This is a genomic window from Photorhabdus sp. RM323S (assembly GCF_042879375.1).
Taxonomy (GTDB): domain Bacteria; phylum Pseudomonadota; class Gammaproteobacteria; order Enterobacterales; family Enterobacteriaceae; genus Photorhabdus; species Photorhabdus tasmaniensis.
In genome coordinates, this window is the sequence record NZ_JBHFKZ010000071.1 from 1 (window position 1) to 19,517 (window position 19,517).

At 41.4% G+C, this 19,517-nt stretch carries 17 protein-coding genes and 1 tRNA gene; 6 read left to right on the forward strand and 12 right to left on the reverse strand.

Annotated features, from left to right (window positions below; all coding sequences use genetic code 11):
• Positions 1-905 precede the first annotated feature (905 nt).
• The 3 genes from ACGF7G_RS20300 to pgl all read right to left on the reverse strand — a co-directional run bounded on the left by ACGF7G_RS20300 (position 906) and on the right by pgl (position 4,374).
• Positions 906-1,373, reverse strand: a complete 468-nt coding sequence (locus tag ACGF7G_RS20300) for a DUF6392 family protein (protein ID WP_133815094.1) — start codon at positions 1,371-1,373, stop codon at positions 906-908.
• On the reverse strand, positions 1,373-3,019 hold the full coding sequence (locus ACGF7G_RS20305; RefSeq protein ID WP_387467926.1) for an S-type pyocin domain-containing protein: 1,647 nt from the start codon (positions 3,017-3,019) through the stop codon (positions 1,373-1,375). Before ACGF7G_RS20305 ends, ACGF7G_RS20300 begins: the two co-directional genes overlap by 1 nt.
• Before the next feature lie 368 nt (positions 3,020-3,387).
• Positions 3,388-4,374 (reverse strand): 6-phosphogluconolactonase, encoded by a 987-nt coding sequence (gene pgl, locus ACGF7G_RS20310; RefSeq protein WP_387467928.1) that lies wholly within the window; start codon positions 4,372-4,374, stop codon positions 3,388-3,390.
• Positions 4,375-4,522: 148 nt separating this feature from the next.
• Between pgl and ACGF7G_RS20315 the strand changes: the two genes are divergently transcribed.
• A complete protein-coding gene (locus tag ACGF7G_RS20315) occupies positions 4,523-5,341 on the forward strand; it encodes a pyridoxal phosphatase (protein WP_133815097.1) in 819 nt (272 codons plus the stop codon).
• A gap of 130 nt (positions 5,342-5,471) precedes the next feature.
• On the opposite strand, the gene modC is transcribed toward ACGF7G_RS20315, so the two are convergent.
• The 4 genes from modC to ACGF7G_RS20335 all read right to left on the reverse strand — a co-directional run bounded on the left by modC (position 5,472) and on the right by ACGF7G_RS20335 (position 8,392).
• On the reverse strand, positions 5,472-6,536 hold the full coding sequence (gene modC, locus ACGF7G_RS20320; RefSeq protein WP_387467931.1) for a molybdenum ABC transporter ATP-binding protein ModC: 1,065 nt from the start codon (positions 6,534-6,536) through the stop codon (positions 5,472-5,474).
• Positions 6,530-7,222, reverse strand: coding sequence for a molybdate ABC transporter permease subunit (gene modB / locus ACGF7G_RS20325; protein WP_387467951.1), 693 nt, complete (start codon positions 7,220-7,222; stop codon positions 6,530-6,532). Before modB ends, modC begins: the two co-directional genes overlap by 7 nt.
• A gap of 16 nt (positions 7,223-7,238) precedes the next feature.
• Positions 7,239-8,009 carry a molybdate ABC transporter substrate-binding protein gene (gene modA, locus ACGF7G_RS20330; RefSeq protein ID WP_387467933.1) on the reverse strand — a complete coding sequence of 257 codons (771 nt, stop codon included), beginning with the start codon at positions 8,007-8,009 and terminating at the stop codon, positions 7,239-7,241.
• A gap of 248 nt (positions 8,010-8,257) precedes the next feature.
• Positions 8,258-8,392: an AcrZ family multidrug efflux pump-associated protein gene (locus tag ACGF7G_RS20335; protein WP_387467935.1), complete on the reverse strand. Its 135-nt coding sequence runs from the start codon at positions 8,390-8,392 to the stop codon at positions 8,258-8,260.
• Between the two features lie 183 nt (positions 8,393-8,575).
• On the opposite strand from ACGF7G_RS20335, the gene modE reads away from it, so the two are divergent.
• The 4 genes from modE (at position 8,576) to gpmA (ending at position 13,142) form a co-directional block, all read left to right on the forward strand.
• Complete coding sequence (gene modE, locus ACGF7G_RS20340; protein ID WP_387467937.1) at positions 8,576-9,367, forward strand: molybdenum-dependent transcriptional regulator; 792 nt, start codon at positions 8,576-8,578, stop codon at positions 9,365-9,367.
• Positions 9,368-9,542: 175 nt separating this feature from the next.
• Entirely contained in the window at positions 9,543-11,018 is a 1,476-nt protein-coding gene (gene modF, locus ACGF7G_RS20345) for a molybdate ABC transporter ATP-binding protein ModF (RefSeq protein ID WP_387467939.1), read from the forward strand.
• Between the two features lie 387 nt (positions 11,019-11,405).
• On the forward strand, positions 11,406-12,230 hold the full coding sequence (locus ACGF7G_RS20350; RefSeq protein ID WP_387467953.1) for a CPBP family intramembrane glutamic endopeptidase: 825 nt from the start codon (positions 11,406-11,408) through the stop codon (positions 12,228-12,230).
• 159 nt (positions 12,231-12,389) lie between these two features.
• Positions 12,390-13,142, forward strand: a complete 753-nt coding sequence (gpmA, locus tag ACGF7G_RS20355) for a 2,3-diphosphoglycerate-dependent phosphoglycerate mutase (protein WP_166295538.1) — start codon at positions 12,390-12,392, stop codon at positions 13,140-13,142.
• A gap of 92 nt (positions 13,143-13,234) precedes the next feature.
• Here gpmA and aroG read toward each other — a convergent pair whose 3' ends face one another.
• From aroG to ACGF7G_RS20375, 4 genes are all read right to left on the reverse strand, one after another.
• Entirely contained in the window at positions 13,235-14,290 is a 1,056-nt protein-coding gene (gene aroG / locus ACGF7G_RS20360) for a 3-deoxy-7-phosphoheptulonate synthase AroG (protein ID WP_387467941.1), read from the reverse strand.
• 259 nt (positions 14,291-14,549) lie between these two features.
• Entirely contained in the window at positions 14,550-15,275 is a 726-nt protein-coding gene (gene pnuC / locus ACGF7G_RS20365) for a nicotinamide riboside transporter PnuC (RefSeq protein WP_387467943.1), read from the reverse strand.
• A 59-nt stretch (positions 15,276-15,334) separates the two neighbouring features.
• Entirely contained in the window at positions 15,335-16,369 is a 1,035-nt protein-coding gene (nadA, locus tag ACGF7G_RS20370) for a quinolinate synthase NadA (protein WP_387467945.1), read from the reverse strand.
• 571 nt (positions 16,370-16,940) lie between these two features.
• A complete protein-coding gene (locus tag ACGF7G_RS20375) occupies positions 16,941-17,855 on the reverse strand; it encodes a tail fiber protein (RefSeq protein WP_387467947.1) in 915 nt (304 codons plus the stop codon).
• 658 nt (positions 17,856-18,513) lie between these two features.
• Here ACGF7G_RS20375 and ACGF7G_RS20380 point away from each other — a divergent pair.
• Positions 18,514-19,365: an aminoglycoside 6-adenylyltransferase gene (locus ACGF7G_RS20380; protein ID WP_387467949.1), complete on the forward strand. Its 852-nt coding sequence runs from the start codon at positions 18,514-18,516 to the stop codon at positions 19,363-19,365.
• 45 nt (positions 19,366-19,410) lie between these two features.
• Here ACGF7G_RS20380 and ACGF7G_RS20385 read toward each other — a convergent pair.
• Positions 19,411-19,480: transfer RNA gene (locus ACGF7G_RS20385), tRNA-Lys, on the reverse strand.
• Positions 19,481-19,517: the final 37 nt, after the last annotated feature.

Here is a 19,517-nt window from a genome sequence, read left to right on the forward strand (position 1 = left end):
GGCTTTTTATTACATTTAATCATCATAAAATATCATGTTTTACGTTTAATAAATCCTAAATATTTCCACTTTTTATCTTTACCAACGCTGTTTTACCTGCCTTTTTCAGAGTTTAAATCCTGTCACATTAACCGTTTTATCCCTTTTTTATTGCATTGTTTTTAAGGTTTTATCCGTAAAATAACCGTTGATAAAACGCTTTAATACCTATTCCGTTCGGATAATATTCTTTTATATGTGAATTTCTTTTCAACTCTCTTTTAACGGTTAATCATTTACGATTAAATACCATTAAATCCCCGCTAAAAATCCGCATTTACTGAATTAAATCTGCCCTTGATATAGAAGCCAAAAGCTTTAATACCTTTTCACTTGCATTTTTAAATACTCATGGCAGGTTAGGTAAATGTAAAATAAATCGCGCATAAAATTTTAATCCTTGTTTTCACCCCTTTTAATACGGGATTTTTATTACATTTAATCATCATAAAATATCATATTTTACGTTTAACAAACCTTAAATCTCTCCTCTTTTTATCTTTACCAACGCTGTTTTACCCGCCTTTTTCAGCACTTAAATCCTGTCAGATTAACCGTTTTATCCCTCTTTTATTGCGTTATTTTTTATGGTTTTCTGCGTAAAATAACCAGCGAGAAAGCGCTTTAATACCCATCTGTTCGGATGGTATTATTTTACGCTCTGATTTCTTTTTAACTCTCTATTAATGGTTTATGATTTTTCGATTAAATGCAATTTATTCTCCTTTTGAAAAATTGCACTTATTAGTCGAATCCGCCCATTATTTATATAATTCCTATTTTTATTAAGTCAATTCATCTGCGGTTTGGCTTTTCAAACCGCGAATGAAAAAGCTTTTGAGAAAAAACTTCCTCCTTTCTATTGACTACCAACGCACTTCTGTAGTGGGTAAAAACGTCACTGATTTTACTCGTTCCATCATGTCATAAGAGATCTTCATACTGGTAGGAATGCGGAAATCAAGCAATGTGTATAACTCTTTCCATCCAAACTGACGTTTCATTATTATTTGTGGTTGCTGTAATTTCTCAGGCTTACCAAACTGTTCATGAACCCACTGTCGTGACATCTGAGACACCAAAGGAGATGGTAGCTCATTAGGAAATTGGTATAGAGGCTTCTTTTCATTTAGCAAGGTCAATGTAATCTCTTTTAAGCGTTTTTCTTCTCGGTAAAACGCTAGAAATATCCCCTCTTTTACCATATCCAGGCAGACCACCTCGTCACCAGAAAAGCCTGTTGGCTTGGTTTTATAAGGGATTAACCCTTCATCAAAAATCTCCTGATAAGATTTCCCTAAACTATTTATTAACACTTCAACATTGACTGTCATTACTTGTATAACCCCTGTTCTTGGTTCAGCTTATGCATTTTGGCTCTGGCATCTTCAAGTTGTGCTTCTGTTGCGCCATATTCCTTCAGTACTGGTTTTATCGTATTAACGTCCCGATCAAGCGCTGCCCGTAAATTCTTCGAATCCTGTTCTATCTGAGTAGGCGTATTTCTCCCTCCATAGGTAGCACTGAGCTTTTGATGTACCTCTGCGGGTATAATGATAGAAGCGACATCTTCAGATAATTCCTTGAATTCACGTTCATCTAATAATGGATATAACCGTTTAAAATAAGCCCTAACAGCCGCCGCCGAAGGCATATGATCAGCATGTGTCCCATTCCTTGGCCTGCCCGCAAAATTACTGTACAAATCCACCTCAAATAGTTTCACCGGCGGTTTACTCAAATACACATACACCGGCGGCATATTCGGGATCGGGAAGATCAGAATATAATCGCGAAAATCTTTCTCTTCCGGCATCGGCAACGATTCAATATCGCTGCCCACTTTTTCCGGGATTGGCAATACGGTGATTTGCGACGGAATAAATGGTCGTTCTTCATTCCCGGTATGGGCCGGAACCTGAAACTCCTGTTCGTTCGGCGTCCATAATATCGTTGGCCGGGTTTCTCCCGGCTCCCAGAATTCATAGTTACCCGTGGTCCGATTCAGTGTCATCATACGAACCGGCACTTTATCCAGACCACTTTCCGCGCTGACGTGATACCCCTGAACCGTCATCCTGCCGCTTTTTTCATCTCTTATCCAGCGGAAACGCACACGAGTCGGGGCATGACCAAACTGTTCAGCAATCTCACTAAGGCAATAGCGGTTTAAGTAGTCCTCTTCGCCTTCATTCAGCTTCGGTGAATAAAACAATCCCATTAACCCGACCGTCAACGGATTTGGTGCCGCCAGCCAGCGCCCAGAGCTGGCAGCACCACCGCCAATGTAACGCATCACCAGCGCTTCCCCATCCGCTGCCACGCTGCGGGTGGTGGCCGCCACTGCCGTAGCAGCCGCCTCAGCCTTATCTTTTCCACCACTAAACCAGCGTTTATACCACGGTAATTTTTTATCCTGCGGTTTATCCGGCTCTGACGGGTGTTTCTTGCTCTGGGGAGGCGGTTCAGGCTTTTGCGCCTCTACCGGAGCGGAAGATGACGACACCTGATATACCGCCATTCGCCCGAAGTTATCTGCGGGTTCAGCCTCGGTTCCCGCATCCGTACAGCCTTTGCCCCGCTGGCAGGATTTGGTAAACACCGGTATCGGTGGTGGGGGAGCCTGCGTTACAGGCGGTGGATCGGGCTGAACGCTTCCCGCCGCCATATTCGTGGGAGCAACAGCCCGATCAGCAACCTCCTCCTGCTTCTCATAGCTGTCCATCACGGAATTGATCAGCCGGGCCCGACAGGGGCAAGCGCTGACACTATCTAATGTGCCCGCCCATCGCCGTCCCATGCTAAACATGCTGGGTACGCCCCCGATAATCATGTAAGTACCAGAATGTTTACCACAGGTGACGTGATCCCCTTCACGCGCGGTTGCCCGCCCGTTAAATGTGATGGTCTGATCACCGGTGATAATAACTCCACCACAGGTCGTTTTGTCACCAACAAGCAGATAATAGCCTTTTGCCATTCTATTGACTTCCCCATTGGTTTACAGTACGAAGAGTGGGTCTAACTGAAATCGTCATCATATTCTTACCACTTATAGGTTAATAGATGATCGATAGTGCAATGAATTTAACTTAAAAAGATATAGGAATATTCCGAAAATTGGAGAAATTAGCTTGATTGATTTTAGTAATTCATCATGTTTATTAACATTTTTAATACAATTTTTCAGCAAAGGTGGGCGGGTTTTACTCAAAAAATGGTCAGATCATTTTTGTACTCATCTTCATCAGTTCAAAGTGCTGACCAAAAGACCGGCACTTTGTCATTAATCTGATATGTATTTACATCTATCTATTATCGCCGTAACACACAGCAATCTTCTCAAACTCAAAGAGCTAACACTGTCACCCACATCGGCGCTTTACCAACTGGATAACGCGCTAATTCAGTCAATTTACCGGTATATTTATCAATAGCAGAAACCGAAATATGGTCAGACTTCTGACCGGATGCAATCAAATATTTTCCGCTATGATCGATAGCAAAGCCACGCGGCTGTGTTTCAGTTTTATAGTGCCCTGCCAAAGTCAGATTAAAACCATCTTGTGAAATAACAAAATGGCTGATCAAACTTGCAGTACGCTCACAGGTATAAAGGTGACGACCATCCGGTGTAATATGAATATCCGCCGACCAACGAACACCCGCTAAATCTTTCGGCAATGAATCAATGGTCTGAACAATCCGGTATTTCTCCCATTTGCGATAAACATCCACGGTAGAATCCAGTTCATTAATGCAGTAAATCACCTGCTGATTCGGATGGAATGCCATATGACGAGGCCCCGCCCCTGCTGCTGTAGTAACTTCTTCCGCATACTTCTCTGTCAGATAACCCTCTTCTGTCATCTCAAAAATTCGGAGGTGATCTTCTTTCAGACAAGGTACTAATAGCTGTTTATTATCCCAATCCATATTGGCTGAATGCGGTGCTTGCAAGCCTTCAATAATCTGAACCGGCGCGCCTGCAATACCTTGATCGTCAATTAGGCTGACACTCAGATTGTTATAACTGTAGGAAGCAGAGAATAGAAAACGGCCTTGCCTGTCAGTAGCGATATGCGTCGGGCTACCCGGTATTGGTGAAATTCCCTGCTGTACCAGCCTGCCATCAGCGCCAATTTGATAAGTGATAATACTGAATTGTGGCCGGACCCCAACATAAAGATGCTTACGATTCGGATTAACCACCATTGGCTGTACTTCTCCCGGAACATCAATTGTCTGAATTAATGATAACTCACCTTCATTATTCAGGTTCCAAACATGAATCTGACGACTGTTTGGACTCGCAGTATAAACCACCTGTTTCATCTTCACTCCTTAGTTATCCGTTACCATTTTATTGATCTGTAACGACTCAATTTTAATTTTATCGGCTAAATTCACCGAACAATTGGTTTAATTTTATTCAGTTCCAATGTAATATCTTTTACATTATATATAGTTATGAGGCTAATCTATGTCATATCGCGTTATTGCTTTGGATCTGGACGGTACGTTACTGAGTCCTCAAAAGAATATCCTGCCAGAATCACTCGCTGTACTAAATGAAGCCCGTAAAGCCGGTGTTAAGGTGCTGATTGCGACTGGCCGCCATCATGTCGCTATCCACCCTTTTTATCAGGCTTTGCAACTCGATACACCTGTCATCTGCTGTAATGGAACTTATCTGTATGATTACCATCAGAAGAAAGTATTAGCCTCAGATCCACTGTCATCTCAGGAAGCGATAAAAGTTCTCGCCCACTTAAGCAACACAGATATTCACCGTCTGATGTATGTGGATGATGCCATGTTATATGAAGAACTGCATGACACAATTGTCCGCACCATGACATGGTCTGAGACCCTGCCTGAATCTCAACGCCCAACTATGCAGCATGTCAGTAGTTTTCAGCACGCTATTGGTGAAGTGCGGTCTATCTGGAAGTTCGCTACCTGTTCCCCTGATTTAGCAAAATTGCGTGAAGTGACTGAACAGATCGAGAATGAGATCGATCTTGCGTGTGAATGGTCATGGTTTGATCAAGTGGATATTACCAAGAAAGGCAACAGTAAAGGTATGCGTTTGAAACAATGGGTTGAATCACAAGGAATGAATATGCAGGATGTTATCGCCTTTGGTGACAATTTTAATGACCTGAGCATGTTGGAAACCTCTGGGCTCGGTGTTGCTATGGGTAACAGTGTCGATGCTGTCAAAGAACGGGCCGATCTGGTGACATTGGATAATACTCAACCAGGTATTGCCAAAATTATTCGCAAGTATGTTCTTTAGTTTCTCGTCTGATTAGCAATACCCATAAATCACACTCAGGGGCAACCCCACATGGGAACCCCTTGTTATCCCAGACAATCTTCTTTTTTCCAACTGACAACCTGTTTATTCATTTATGAAAAATCAGATTCTACAACTGCCGATTAAGAGAAATGCTCTTTATCTGGGCATAAAGCCATTGCCCTTGCCGCAAATTAAGTTCATCCCTTGCCCACGGAGTAATTCTTGCCCATAAATAATGACCACTCAGCGCCAATTTGACATCGACCTGGTCATCATCATCAAAAAATTCAACCACTTTCGCGGCTAAAATATTACGGATACTACTACCACGAGGTGGTTCCAGTACTAATGAAACATCGGAAGCGTCTATCCTGATACGTAAATTAGTTCCCGATTGAACATCAATTTTAGGCAACCATAAAGCCTGATCAGCAAAGGCTACCGCTGTCATTTCATAACGATTATGATGTTCGACCATTGAAACGTTCAGAATGCTACTGAGCGTCTCTTTTTGTAACCAGGGACGCAGTGCGCTGCTGGCCCAAACCTCTGCCAATTTTCCTGTCGCCCTGACTTTCCCGTTATCCATTACGATCACGTTTTCCGCCAGCCGAAGAATTTCATCCAAGTTATGGCTAACATATAAAATCGGGATTTTGACATCTTGAGAAAGCCTTTCAAGATAAGGCAAGAGTTCTCGTTTACGTGGGAGATCCAAAGATGCCAATGGTTCATCCATTAACAGCAATTCAGGTGCAGCCAACAAAGCGCGACCAATAGCAACCCGCTGTTTTTCACCACCGGACAAGGTAAGAGGAAAACGCGATAGCAGGTGCTCAATTCCCAGCAAATTAATAATGCTGTCAAACTCCGGTTTCATCACCGGAGACATTCCGTATTGAAGATTGCCTTTTACCCGGTAATGAGGAAACAGCCGAGCATCCTGAAAGACATAACCTATCCGGCGCTGCTCCGGTGGCAAGCAAATCCCTTGTTCAATATCCACCAACACATGCTCATTGAGACCAACCCGCCCTTTCTGTGGACGTAGCAAACCCGCAATCACATTTATCAGTGAAGTCTTTCCTGCACCTGAAAGGCCAAAAACAGCCGTAATTCCCTCAGTGGGTAACTGTGTGTCAACCTGTAAATGAAGATCACCCAGTTGTTGTTCAAAATCCAGCTCTAACATGTTGCTCCCAAACGTTTCCTTCCCCAACGGGTTAACCATTCAGAAATCATCAATGATATCAACGCAAGAATAATGGCGATAATACATAAACGAGCGGCGGCAGTTTCTGCGCCTGGCGTCTCAATCAGGGTATACATCGCCAAAGGGATTGTCCGCGTTTCACCTGGAATATTAGATACAAAGGTGATGGTTGCGCCAAATTCACCCAATGAACGGGCAAATGCCAGAATAGTACCAACAATAATCCCGGGTAAAGAGAGCGGCAATGTAATCGTAAAAAATACTCTGAATGGATTCGCTCCCAAGGTACGGGCAGCCTGTTCCAACCGCCGGTCAACACTTTCCAGTGCCAAACGTATCGCCCTGACCATCAGCGGAAAAGCAACAACAGCAGAAGCCAATGCAGCACCACGCCAACTGAATGCAACGCTTACCCCAAACCAGTCATATAACCATTCACCAATAAATCCACGACGTCCCATACTGATCAGCAGCAGATATCCCACTACCACTGGTGGTAACACCAATGGCAGATGAATAATGCTGTCAAGTAATGATTTACCCGGAAACCGGAAACGAACCAGAATCCATGCCATCAAGATCCCAAATGGCAAACTGATTAACACCGCCATACCTGAAACTTTCAGACTCAGGATGATAGCTTGCCATTCGTATTCACTTAACATCTCCAAAAATCTATTCCTAAAGTGGGCGAAAACCGTAACGTTTAAAAATCGCAGCGGCCTCTGGGGTTTTCAGATAGTCATAAAAACTAAGAACTGCGGGATTATTATGATCTTTGATGATCGCCATAGGATATTCAACAGGCTTGTAGCTCTCTGCCGGGAAAATCCCCACAACTTTAACTTTATCACTGGCAACGGCATCTGAAGCATAAACAATACCCAATGGAGCTTCAGCACGTTCCACCAGCGCCATACCACTGCGCACATTACTGGTACGAGCCAGCAGAGGATTAACCGTCTCCCATGCCCCCAAATATTGCAGCGATTGTTTAGCGTAGATACCTACCGGAACATGATCTGGATCACCGACAGCAAGACGGCCATCAGCCAATAAAGATTTCCATTTGGTCTCTTTATTAATGTCAATTTTATTGAATTTACTCTCTTTCGGTGCAATCAGAACCAGTTGATTTCCCAGAATAGTAAAGCGAGTTTTATCAATAATCAGTTTCTTCCCGGCAACGTAATCCATCCACTGTTGGTCAGCGGAAATAAAAATATCTGCCGGAGCACCTTGTTCAATCTGGCGAGCCAAAGTAGAAGATGATGCATAGGAAGCCACCACGTCACCTTTTTTCTCTTGCTTATATTGTATCGAAATCTCGTCAAGTGCATTGGTTAGTGAGGCAGCAGCAAATACGGTAACTTTCTCCGTAGCCCATACTTGCCACGTCAAAGTAAAAGAAACGATAACTCCCGCTAACAGTTTGATAAAATTCTTTTTCATTTGTTTTACACCTGCTTATTACCAATTGGTTCGCTGTATATAACAAGATATAGCGCTAAATGGAAGACTATCCCATTAATAATCGGCAAATTGTGAGCAACTTTTACTATCTGATTTAATTTGAAGTAAAATGCTGTAATAGAAAAACAGGATAAACAGAACAAACTGATTGTGATCAGTTAAGACAAATTACCCGGCGAATCACCGGGTAATCAGAATAGCACCTGATGTATAAAGAAATATTAGTTCTACTTTTCAGAATGACCAATACGGGAAATGATATTAAACAATTCCCCAAGGGCATAAATTAAACCTAAGATTCCGACCATTACTACCGGTACCATGACCAGGGAGAAGGTCATACTTTTAATCAACTCAAACATGGTAGCCTCACATAGTAGCTCATTAAATGAGCCGGCAACATAACACATTTTTAACCATAGCGCGTAATAGCGCTATAATTAGTACCATTCTAAACAAAGACAAACAACTATAACCGGCTAAACGTGCGTTTTTCCGGGTTAGCCAACAAAAATTCACGATTTTATTTCCTGAAAAAAATAATTATGCAAGCCGAAATTCTATTAACACTGAAATTACAGCAACGGTTATTCGCAGATCCACGGCGAATATTATTACTGAAACAGATTAAAGCAACGGGTTCTATCAGCCAGGGGGCAAAGCTGGCTGGCATCAGTTATAAAAGCGCCTGGGATGCCATCAATGAAATGAACCAGTTAGCAGATGAAATACTGGTGGATCGTGCTACTGGTGGTAAAGGAGGAGGCGGGACGAATCTTACCCATTATGGTGAACGTTTGTTACAACTTTATGATTTACTCGCACAAATTCAACAAAAAGCCTTTGATGTGCTGAAAGATGATCCTCTTCCCCTTGATAGCTTATTGGCTGCAATTTCCCGTTTTTCTCTGCAAACCAGTGCCCGTAATCAATTCTTTGGCACAATTACTGACCGTGACCATAATCAGGTGCAGCAACATGTCCGCATATTGCTGGCAGATGGTCAAACATCTCTGGATGCGGCATTGACAGAACAGAGTGCTGACCGTCTTGGACTGATAAAAGGTAAGGAGGTATTGGCTCTGATTAAAGCGCCCTGGATAACATTGACTAAAGAACAACTTCCCACCAGCCATTTTGACAATGCCCTGACAGGACAAATTAGTAAAATCGAAACTGGCGAAAAGAGCACAGAAGTTCTTATCGTTCTTGATGGTGGTGAAACCCTCTGTTCTACTCTGACCAATCAAGACGCTGATAAACTGAAACTACACCCTAAAGATAAAATCACTGCGCTTTTTAATGCTGATCAAGTGATTATTGCAACTCTTTGTTGAAAATTGACACTATTATCACTGAATAATTCGGAATATCCGGGGATATTATGCAGTTGTGAGCCTCACATATCCCTGATATCTGACATTAAATGTTAATTAAAAGTTAATATTGACATTCAGCGTCATTCCGCTTATTTGTGAGAGGATATTTGCGTTGCTTAAAAAGGAATAAAAGATGTCTGAATTGCAAATAATGCAAGGCTGTTTCCGTCTAAGTGATACCCAAACCTTGCAGTTACCGTCACTAAAAATTACCTCTGGTGAAAACTGGGCTTTTGTTGGTGCTAACGGTAGTGGTAAATCATCATTGGCCCGTGCGTTGTCAAATGAATTAGTACAACTTTCCGGCGAACGAAATTGCTCATTTCGCACATGTGCCCGCGTCTCTTTAGAACAATTACAAAAACTGACTGAGAAAGAGTGGCAACGCAATAATACTGATATGTTGAGCGACGATGAGGATGACACTGGCCGCACTGCGGCGGAAATTATTCAGCTTCATCATAAAGACAACGAATTTTGTCTGGAACTGGCAAAACAGTTCGGTATTATGGATTTACTTTCCCGCCGCTTTAAATACCTTTCTACCGGTGAAACCCGAAAAACCTTGCTTTGCCAGGCACTGATGGTTTCACCTGATTTACTGATCCTTGATGAACCTTTTGATGGCCTTGATGCATTTGCCCGTGGTCAGCTCGCTGAATTATTAAAAACATTGTCAGCAAAAGGCATCGTTTTGGTGCTTATCCTTAACCGGTTCAGTGAAATCCCAAGTTTTGTTGATCAAATTGGTGTACTGGCAGATTGCCATCTGACATCTGCTGGCATAAAAGAAAAAGTGATGGCGGATCCACTGGTTGCTCAACTGGTGCACAGCGAAAAACTTGATGGTATCCATTTACCAGAAGCGGATGAATGTCGTATTGATGATCAGTTACCTCCTGACCAACCTTTGATTATCTTGCGTAATGGTGTGGTTCAGTATAACGAACAACCCATTTTGCACGGGCTGGACTGGCAGGTAAATCCGGGTGAACACTGGCAGATTATGGGTCAAAACGGTGCCGGAAAATCAACCCTCCTGAATCTGATTACCGGAGATCATCCCCAAGGCTACAATAATGAGTTGATATTGTTTGGTCGCCAGCGCGGTAGTGGTGAAACGATTTGGGATATCAAACGCCATATTGGCTATATCAGCCACAGTATTCATCTGCAATACCGTGTCAGTACCAGTGTTCGTCATGTGATTCTGTCCGGCTTCTTCGATTCAATCGGTCTTTACCAGGCAGTATCAGATCGTCAACAACAACTTGCCGATGAATGGCTGGCTTTGCTGGGATTATCTGCTCAGATTGCCAACGGCCCGTTTCACAGCCTTTCATGGGGGCAACAACGGCTGGTTCTGATAGCTCGTGCTCTGGTTAAACATCCGGCTTTATTGATCCTTGATGAACCTCTGCAAGGGCTTGATCCACTCAACCGTCAGTTAATATTACGTTTTATTGATATCATGATTACTGACGGTGATACTCAGCTACTGTTTGTTTCTCATCATCAGGAAGACGCCCCGCAATGTATTACTCACCGGCTGATATTTATTCCCGATGGCGACATATACCGCTATAAAACGGAGAAAATTTTCAATTGATTACCTGTAGTTCCCCATTATTTTGTGGAGTGACATATAAAAGGGGTTGAAATTCTTACTGAGATACGGGAGAACGGCATCAGTATTAATATTCATGATGTCATCAAACGTTATGAAGCTGAGTTCCAATCTCTATCTGAAACTGAGCTCAGATCTATGATGCATGTAAGTGATTAAGCCCGCCAATAATGCAACCTCTTCTACACAAATTTTGGTCGAAGGACAATTGTCACCAACAATATCACTTCTCCGACCAGTGAAAAAAACATCGCAATTTAATCATCTTGCGTTACTATTTTTTGCTCATTTAATAATAGTTATCATCAATCTTTGGTTTGCTTCTCAGATATTATCTTCTAACTTATTGAAAACAACAGGGCATATATGATTTGGGGTTTACTTGCCACATCACTGGCATTATTAGCTATACACCGCACGACTGCACTTATTGTTCTACTGGCTGCCGTTGTCACCGGATGTATAACGCAAGTTATAATTTATCCAGCAATTGAAACTATTGTAATTATTTTCGTGTTAGGTGCACTACGTCTCTATTTTCAGCAAAATAACATCATCAAAATAACAACTGAGCTGCTATTGCTCGCTTTTGGTATCGCGTTATTCCTGCATCTGATCCCAGGTTTTCATAACTTGAAATTTCTCGATAACGTTCAAGTTGGTCCTCATAGTGCGCCATTCTCAATGTATTTCAACTTTGATAAGGCACTTATCCCTTTCCTTCTGCTATGTTGCATACCTGGATTATTTACAACAAAACCACTGGCAAAAGTTCGCCTTTATGCGTGGATAATCTTGACTGTTGCCATTCCGGTACTACTCAGTATTGCAACAGCCTTAGGCGGACTTGCGCTTGAACTGCATATGCCACCATGGTTGCCAATGTTTATTTTGGCAAATATTTTCTTTGTTTCTCTGGCAGAAGAAGCGCTGTTTCGTGGCTATATCCAACAAAGGTTGAGTCAGTGGATTAACCCCTATTTTGCCCTGATCATCACCGCCTTGATTTTTGGCGGCGCACACTTCGCTGGAGGTCTATTACTGGTGATTTTCGCTACACTTGCAGGATTAATATATGGTCTGGCATGGATGTGGAGTGGCCGGCTGTGGGTCGCTGTTGGGTTCCATTTCGTCCTTAATTTGGTTCATTTGCTGTTCTTTACTTATCCAATCAAGTTGGTAACAGCACTATAACATGTCAAACTTGCCCGGCATCTATTCAGTAATCTACAAAAAATTAAGGTTTTCAGGCAAATAACGCTATGGAACCCGACTATTGATTGCTGTTCTGGTGTATAGGGCAATATAATGCGCTCAGTTATCATTAAGTTTGGTTTTTAAGGAGTTTACGCTATGGCTGTAACTAAACTGGTTCTGGTAAGACATGGTGAAAGCGAGTGGAACAAAGAAAACCGCTTCACTGGCTGGACTGACGTCGCTCTCTCTGAAAAAGGTCGCGCCGAAGCTCAACAAGCAGGCCAGCTACTGAAAGAAGAAGGCTTTGTTTTTGATTTCGCATACACCTCTGTTCTGAAACGCGCTATTCACACGCTATGGAACATTCTGGATCAAGTTGATCAACAGTGGTTACCTGTTGAGAAAAGCTGGAAACTGAATGAACGCCATTATGGTGCTCTGCAAGGTCTGGACAAATCAGAAACCGCCGCTAAATACGGTGATGATCAAGTTAAACTGTGGCGTCGTGGATTTGCTATCACCCCACCAGATTTAACTCAAGATGATGAGCGTTTTCCAGGTCATGATCCACGTTACGCAAATCTGCAACCAGAAGAACTACCCGTGACTGAAAGCCTGGCAACAACTATTGAGCGCGTGATCCCTTACTGGGAAGACGTTATCAAACCTCGTGTTGCTAAAGGAGAAAAAGTGATTATCGCGGCTCACGGTAACTCTTTGCGCGCAATGGTTAAATATCTGGACAACATGAGCGAAGAAGCCATCCTTGAACTGAATATTCCAACAGCAGTACCTTTGGTTTATGAATTCGACGAAAACATGAAACCAATTAAGCATTACTATCTGGGTAACGCTGATGAAATCGCCGCAAAAGCCGCCGCTGTAGCAAACCAAGGTAAAGCGAAATAATTCATTATCGATAAAATTGCTGATATCGTACTTTTTCAGCAAATATGAAAAACCGGAATCATTAATTCCGGTTTTTTTACATCCGAAAAAGGTTATCGGCCACAACGGGCTTTCACTGCCAACGATAATTGACGTAACAAGATTTCAGTATCAGCCCAACCAATGCAAGCATCGGTAATACTTTTACCGTATACCAATGGTTGATCACTCTCTGGGTCTTGGTTCCCTTCTTCCAAATGACTTTCCACCATAACACCAATAATCGCCTTCTCTCCGGCCGCAATTTGCCCACTGACATCTTCGCACACATCCATCTGCTTTTTAAATTGCTTGGCGCTATTGGCATGACTGAAATCAATCATAATTCTTGCCGACAAACTTGCTTTTTCCAAGCTTTGCTTCACGGCAATAACATGTTCAGAGCTATAGTTTGGTTCTCTACCACCACGCAGGATAATATGGCAATCAGAATTTCCACTGGTATTTACAATCGCGGAATGTCCCCACTTAGTGACAGAAAGGAAACTGTGCGGTGAACCCGCAGCATTAATAGCATCAATTGCAACTTTTATCCCGCCGTCGGTGCCATTTTTGAAACCAACCGGACAAGAGAGACCAGAAGCCAACTCACGATGAACCTGCGATTCCGTTGTGCGAGCGCCGATTGCTCCCCAACTCATCAAATCTGCCAAATACTGTGGAGAAATCATATCCAGATATTCACCCGCAGCTGGTAGCCCCATGTCATTAATATCCCGCAACAATTCACGAGCCAGACGTAAGCCATCATTAATATCAAAGCTGTGATTCATATGAGGGTCATTAATTAGCCCTTTCCAACCAATAGTTGTACGCGGTTTTTCAAAATAAACCCGCATGACAATTTCCAAATCATCTTTTAGTTCTTCACGCAACTTATTCAACCGTCCAGCATATTCCATTGCTGCTTTAGGATCGTGAATAGAACATGGCCCAATCACAACCAACAGACGATCATCTTCACCAGTCAGAATTTGATGAATAATTTTGCGGGCATTACGTACTGTAGATGCAGCCTTTTCAGTTGCTGGAAATTTTTCAAGTAGTGCTACAGGCGGTAATAATTCTTTTATCTCTTTAATTCTTATATCGTCATTCTGATAATTCATAACCCTCTCTCATCCACATCTTTGTATATTTGTTTAAAACAATCTTGTGATTTTAATCTAACTGTTAGAAGACAAACTGTAAATATTCTTTGTAGATAATAAATAAATCAGTGTTTAACTAAAGACATAGAAAAATATAGTCAAACGTGATCTGAGCTGTTTTTTATAATTGAAATATCTTTAGAAATGAGAATTATCAGAGTAAATCGCTAAAAATATGCCAGAGATCGACAAATCAATTCTCTGGCACATTAAAAAATTATTCGATACGGGATAAAGGCTGCGAATGATTTTTCTTAGCTACCTGAATCCACAAACGGGAACCATTAAGTGCAATGCCAAAGAGAATCACATACTGCAATGACATCGCCAAAACGCCTTGATGGAAATAGATAACAACGCTTATCACATTGATAACCATCCATACCAGCCAGTTTTCAACATATTTGCGAGTCATCAGAATCATTGCCACAATAGATAGCACCGTCATTGTCGAATCCCAGAAGGGGAATGCATCAGGTGCCAATACCGGCATTTGAACATTAAAATCAAACTTTTGCATAATCGTAACGGCAATCTGAGTCAGAGAGCCAAAGATCCGATCGATATTAAAAGTCATAATAACAATCAATAGCACAGAAATCAGACTAATTATTAACGCCTTATTCAGACTTAACCAACGTATTTTAAGTTCAATCTGCTGCTGATCATTAACCCTGCTCCAGGCATACCAGCCATAAATATTTGCAGCAAAAAAGAATAATTGCAGCAATAAACTGGCATAAAGTTGAATTTGGAAGAAAATCACAGCAAATAATGTGACATTAATCAGCCCAAACAAATAGTTAATTATTTTTTCCTGACTGGCAAACCAAATACATAACAAACTAGCAATCGTGCCTATTGCCTCAATCCACGATAAATCATAACCGCCTTTTCCCAGTGGGATATTTACTAATATATTGTTAATACTGAAAAAATCCATCTATTATGTCCTATTATTATCGACAACAAAGAATAACACCCATTATTTATTTTCTCATTTTACCGAGTTGCAAAATCAAGCATCCTGTTTAAAGGAATAAGCGCCTTTTCACGTAACTCTTCTTTAACAAATATTTCATGCTGAACCCCGCCCTGCTCCAATCCCTGAACGATAGCCTGTAAGCCATTCATTGCCATCCACGGACAGTGGGCGCAACTACGGCAACTCGCACCTTCTCCAGCCGTAGGCGCTTCAAATAACTGCTTCCCCGGGCATACTTGCTGCATTTTATAAAAGATGCCTTTATCTGTTGCCACAATCAGCTTCTGATGCGGCAAAGACTGCGCTGCTTTGATTAACTGACTGGTTGAGCCAACGGCATCAGCCAGATCAATAACTGCTTGTGGTGATTCAGGATGAACCAATACCGCAGCATCGGGATGCAGACCTTGCATTCTTATCAAAGCCTGTGTTTTAAATTCATCATGGACAATACAAGCACCTTGCCAACAAAGAATATCGGCTCCGGTCTGTTTACGGACATAATTTCCCAAATGGCGATCCGGTGCCCAAATTATCTTTTGCCCCTGGCTATCCAGATGATCGATCAGCTCAACAGCAATACTTGAAGTCACAACCCAATCAGCCCGTGCTTTAACCGCTGCTGATGTATTTGCATAAACCACGACTGTACGATCCGGATTATTATCACAAAACTCAGTAAATTCTTTTTCAGGACACCCCAGATCCAGCGAACACTCCGCTTCCAACGTTGGCATTAAAACACGCTTTTCCGGGTTGAGAATTTTAGCGGTTTCTCCCATAAATCGCACTCCGGCCACTAATAGAGTAGAAGCTGGATGATTGCTGCCAAAACGTGCCATTTCCAGTGAATCTGCTACACACCCTCCCGTCTCCTCAGCCAAAGCCTGGATCTCTGGATCGGTGTAATAATGTGCAACCATAACGGCATCCTGCTGTTTCAGGAGGTGTTTGATTTTTTCACGGCAATGTTTCTTTTCATCCTTACGGAGAAAAGTCGGTTTCGGTGGGAATGGGTAAATGGTTGAATTAAAATCAATATACTCGCTCATTACGCTGATTCTCTGTTTAGTATATGGTTTTAAAAAGCGATAATTTTGGTTTTTGGTCCGAAAATTTGCGCATATTTGTTTAATATACTAAACAAAATAATCAATTTATAGCAATTTATCGTGGAATATTTTGTCTGTTATCGCTAACTTAAAGGTAAAACGAGAAAGCCCAAGTATCAGTAAAAACCGCCTATCCACCGTCATGTTTAATCCATTTTCCGGCGCTATTATCCTTTGTTTATTTTACATATTTACCTAACCTATTATTACGTTTTAAAAGCTCGAATACAGATATTAAAACTTTTATATAACAGGCAGATTTAACTCAATAAGAGCACTTTTTAAAAAGGTAGTTAATTACACGTAATCGAAATCCATTAACCATTACCAGAAAATTGAAAATAAATCAGCATGCAAAATAATATTTTCTAAATAAAATAGCATTTAAGAGTTTTCTCACCGTATATAATGGTACAAATACAACACATTCCCTTTTCTCTGTTTTCAGAATAAAGAATAAAGCCGGACTAACCGGCTTTATTCTTACTTCAAGCTGTTCCTGCCACTAGAATTATGCGGCCCTTACGACGTAGTTAAATGCGATATTACGGGGTCTATTTTCGTTAGCAGTTGGGACTTGTCTTGATGCATCAATGTCAAAAAATGTAAGATCGGAACTACCACCGCCATTTGCTGAACGTGTTTCTGGCGTAGCATATCGCGACGATGCCATGACCCCATTCAATATAGGCGTCTGGGGAGCACCACCCATCTGGGCATGTATCACTTGAGTTGTCCCTGTAATATTTCTGATTGCATCTCCCTGCCAAGACAAAAGCCCACGACCACTATCAACACCTCGATTATCATCCCATCCGCGGATAAATTCTCCTCTTAAATCAGGTAATCTACCGCTAGGATAAGCCTCCGCCAACTTCGGATATTGTAATTTATTAAAAGGTGAACCATTACAAATGAAATAACCAATAGGTGGATAAGGCAACGGCCACGGAATAGGGGAACCAGCAGGAATTTCACTGGCAGCTTTAATCCGGTTATCTATCTCTTCACGGGTATAAGTATACTCACGTAATGAATTTATTTCTTTCTGAACAAGCTTTTGCGTCACTGCCAATGTGTCACTATTACCAGTCACATTTGTCAGCTGAACAACACCTTTTTGTGTTAACGAAGCACTGGGAATATCTGTTGTGATTTTTTGTTCTAATGCTTTATTTAATTGAGCGGTCAGTTTGGCTATATTCCCATCATCAATAACATCACTGCCAGATCGTGTTGCGATAAAATCAGCTAAGACAGATGATATGGCTGATGATTGACGTAACACCTTATTTAACAAGTGTGTGGAAATATTATCTGGAGGAAATCCAGTCTGCAAGCTCTGGTTTTCTTCATATTTTTCTTGACTAACTACATTCGCATTATCACTAATAGAAAAAGCCTTAAAATCATTTTTAGAACTCATATACACTCCTTAAGTTAAATAATATTCTTTCATAATAAACATATTGAATTATTGAAAAAATACTTCAACAATTCATATCAATCACAGTCTAGTTCAGAAAAATAACAATAGAGTGTTCTTATTACTTATAAGGTTAATCATTTTTATCTTATTTCTTCCATCCCTTCCTGTAACCTCTTCTGTTTTAAATCCCAGATGGAATCTTCTGGCATCTGGACACAAATATCTAAGCAACAATGTTAGGAATATCACACCTCATCCCATATCTACTTTATAGCTTGTGATGTTACAGTTGACATATTTCACCCATAAAACAACCGCAGTTAAGCGATATAATACTTGCCACAGTCCCATTACGGGATTAAGGTGACTGTCATGAAAATAATATCCGTTGCATCATTGAAAACATTCTGGGAAAAACATCCAGATGCAAAACAACCACTATGGGCTTGGCTAATGAGGCAAAAAAAGCCTCATGGAACTAACTGCTTATCAAAAAATTCACGCAATTTTGTTTTATATACTAAACAAAATAACCAATTTATAACAATTTGTCGCGGAGTATTTCACCTGTTATAAGTTATTACATTACCTGCTAATTTATGAGATTAGGCTTATTCATCAATCATCACTAAAGTGAAATAGGAACTTCATATATATGGAAGACCCGGTAATCCTTCTGGAAAAAATCCTGACTTTTGCCCATAACGATCCCCGTATTGATATAGTTATCCAAACAGGTTCCCGTGCCAGAAACACACGCGTAGATAAATTCTCAGATCTGGATATAGAACTGATTGGTTCGGGAACAGATGAATTAATAGGCAACGATTTATGGTTTAAACAGTTGGGTGACGTTATGGTTGCATTGCATCTGGCTAATGAAAAAGAGGGTGAACCAGATTGGCCAACTTGTCTGGTCGTTTTTAGCGGCGGTCGTAAGGTGGATTTCACACTGGCAAGTGTTGAACGCCTGAAAGATATGAAACAGAGAGGTTTGGATAAACTCTATCAACGCGGCTATAAGATCCTCCTTGATAAGACGAGCCTTACGGACGGGCTTCCTGAAATCACTCACCAATTGACTCAATCACATATTCCATCATCAGCAGAATTTAATGAAAACCTGCGCGAGTTCTGGTTCGAGGCAACACAAGTGCCTATTTATATCGCTCGTGGTGATTTATGGCCTGCAAGAATGAGGGATAATGAGATGAAAGAATTATTGCTAGCAATGATGGAGTGGTACGTCTCGATAAAAAGTGATGGAAAGACGGATATCTGGTACAACGGCCATCATTTGCATGAATGGCTGCCTGAGAAGTTCAGCAAGCGTATTCAAGGGATTTTTGGCAGTTATGGCAAAGAAGAAGCGATACGAGCATTACTGGAAACCACAGAGCTTTATACGGCGATTTCTGCTGAAATGGCGGAAATGAAGGGATTTGAGTTCGATAGTGAGCTACCTGGTAAGGTTAAGAAGCATATTATGCAAGTTATTGGGAGGTAAGTTTTAAGGTAGTAAGGAATATAGAACTACTGAGCGTGTTATTGTCTCGCTTCGCTCGGCTCGAACCTGCGACCAATTGATTAAAATTCAACTGCTCTACCGACTGAGCTAACGACCCATCTAAGGAAATTTGTTTTTGAATGAAGCTTCAA

What these genes read in the sequence shown, in the direction of transcription:
- ACGF7G_RS20305 (WP_387467926.1), bottom strand. Translation starts at nt 3,019, where the DNA reads ATGGCAAAAGGCTATTATCTGCTTGTTGGTGACAAAACGACCTGTGGT.
- modC (WP_387467931.1), bottom strand. Translation starts at nt 6,536, where the DNA reads ATGTTAGAGCTGGATTTTGAACAACAACTGGGTGATCTTCATTTACAG.
- gpmA (WP_166295538.1), top strand. Translation starts at nt 12,390, where the DNA reads ATGGCTGTAACTAAACTGGTTCTGGTAAGACATGGTGAAAGCGAGTGG.
- modE (WP_387467937.1), top strand. Translation starts at nt 8,576, where the DNA reads ATGCAAGCCGAAATTCTATTAACACTGAAATTACAGCAACGGTTATTC.
- ACGF7G_RS20315 (WP_133815097.1), top strand. Translation starts at nt 4,523, where the DNA reads ATGTCATATCGCGTTATTGCTTTGGATCTGGACGGTACGTTACTGAGT.
- ACGF7G_RS20375 (WP_387467947.1), bottom strand. Translation starts at nt 17,855, where the DNA reads ATGAGTTCTAAAAATGATTTTAAGGCTTTTTCTATTAGTGATAATGCG.
- modF (WP_387467939.1), top strand. Translation starts at nt 9,543, where the DNA reads ATGTCTGAATTGCAAATAATGCAAGGCTGTTTCCGTCTAAGTGATACC.
- ACGF7G_RS20300 (WP_133815094.1), bottom strand. Translation starts at nt 1,373, where the DNA reads ATGACAGTCAATGTTGAAGTGTTAATAAATAGTTTAGGGAAATCTTAT.
- ACGF7G_RS20380 (WP_387467949.1), top strand. Translation starts at nt 18,514, where the DNA reads ATGGAAGACCCGGTAATCCTTCTGGAAAAAATCCTGACTTTTGCCCAT.
- ACGF7G_RS20335 (WP_387467935.1), bottom strand. Translation starts at nt 8,392, where the DNA reads ATGTTTGAGTTGATTAAAAGTATGACCTTCTCCCTGGTCATGGTACCG.
- modB (WP_387467951.1), bottom strand. Translation starts at nt 7,222, where the DNA reads ATGTTAAGTGAATACGAATGGCAAGCTATCATCCTGAGTCTGAAAGTT.
- pgl (WP_387467928.1), bottom strand. Translation starts at nt 4,374, where the DNA reads ATGAAACAGGTGGTTTATACTGCGAGTCCAAACAGTCGTCAGATTCAT.
- modA (WP_387467933.1), bottom strand. Translation starts at nt 8,009, where the DNA reads ATGAAAAAGAATTTTATCAAACTGTTAGCGGGAGTTATCGTTTCTTTT.
- aroG (WP_387467941.1), bottom strand. Translation starts at nt 14,290, where the DNA reads ATGAATTATCAGAATGACGATATAAGAATTAAAGAGATAAAAGAATTA.
- nadA (WP_387467945.1), bottom strand. Translation starts at nt 16,369, where the DNA reads ATGAGCGAGTATATTGATTTTAATTCAACCATTTACCCATTCCCACCG.
- pnuC (WP_387467943.1), bottom strand. Translation starts at nt 15,275, where the DNA reads ATGGATTTTTTCAGTATTAACAATATATTAGTAAATATCCCACTGGGA.